Consider the following 988-nt stretch of genomic DNA (forward strand, 5'->3'; position numbering starts at 1 on the left):
CCTCATCGGAGGGCCCGCCCCGTCGGCGGCGGTGTCCACGTCTGACACGTGGCGGGGACCCGGGGGTCCCGGGGCCGGCTCAGCGGGAGGCGGCGGGGGCGTTGACGTCCGCGGGCAGGGCCTCGCGGGCGGTCTGCACCAGCACGGCGAAGGTCGCGGCGTCCGAGACGGCGATCTCGGCGAGCATGCGGCGGTCCACCTCGACGCCGGCCAGCTTCAGGCCCTGCATGAAGCGGTTGTAGGTCATGCCGTTGGCGCGGGCGGCCGCGTTGATGCGGGTGATCCACAGGCGACGGAAGTCACCCTTGCGCTTGTGGCGGTGCTGGTAGTTGTAGGTGAACGAGTGGAGCATCTGCTCCTTCGCCTTGCGGTACAGGCGAGACCGCTGACCGCGGTAGCCGGAGGCGAGCTCCAGCATGGTCCGACGCTTCTTGTGGGCGTTCACTGCCCGCTTCACACGTGCCACGTGCGTACTCCAATCTGTCTGGTCCCCGGGGCGCGGACTGGCGCGTCACAGCCGGGAAGGAGGGGGTTCCGGCAGGGCCGGAGGGATGATCAGATGCCGAGCATCCGCTTGATCTGCTTCAGGCTGCCCTTGGAGACGAGCTTGTCGCCCTTCAGGCGGCGGGTCAGCCGCGAGGACTTGTGCTCCAGGTAGTGGCGGCGGTTGGCCTGCTGGCGCATGATCTTGCCGGAGCCGGTCACGCGGAAGCGCTTCTTGGCACCGCTGTGGGTCTTCATCTTCGGCATGGCTGCCGTTCTCCTTCACTCATCGCTGCCGTGCGCGGCGCACGCGGCAGTGCTGGTCACCCGGTCCGTGCGGACCGGGCTGGTCTGGTGCGACCCCGAGGGGTCAGGCCCGGGGGCCGGGCTTGGGGGCGCCGCCGCGCGGGGCGGCGGGCTTCGGCGGAGCCGGCATGGGCTTCGCCGCCGGCTTGGGGGCCGACGCCGGAGCGGCCGGCTTGCCGGAGGACGCCGGCTTCGACGC

At 71.6% G+C, this 988-nt stretch carries 2 protein-coding genes; both read right to left on the minus strand.

Translation table 11 applies throughout. The features are described from left to right. Positions 1 to 79: 79 nt before the first annotated feature. Positions 80 to 466: a 50S ribosomal protein L20 gene (gene rplT, locus NWP10_RS12125; protein ID WP_182488673.1), complete on the minus strand. Its 387-nt coding sequence runs from the start codon at positions 464 to 466 to the stop codon at positions 80 to 82. A gap of 89 nt (positions 467 to 555) precedes the next feature. Then, positions 556 to 750: a 50S ribosomal protein L35 gene (gene rpmI, locus NWP10_RS12130; RefSeq protein ID WP_158492533.1), complete on the minus strand. Its 195-nt coding sequence runs from the start codon at positions 748 to 750 to the stop codon at positions 556 to 558. Between the last annotated feature and the right edge of the window lie 238 nt (positions 751 to 988).

This window comes from Micrococcus sp. HG099 (genome assembly GCF_024723355.1).
In the GTDB taxonomy this organism is placed as follows: Bacteria; Actinomycetota; Actinomycetes; order Actinomycetales; family Micrococcaceae; genus Micrococcus; species Micrococcus endophyticus.

Coding starts and splice junctions, on each gene's coding strand:
- rpmI (WP_158492533.1), bottom strand. CDS start 750: ATGCCGAAGATGAAGACCCACAGCGGTGCCAAGAAGCGCTTCCGCGTG.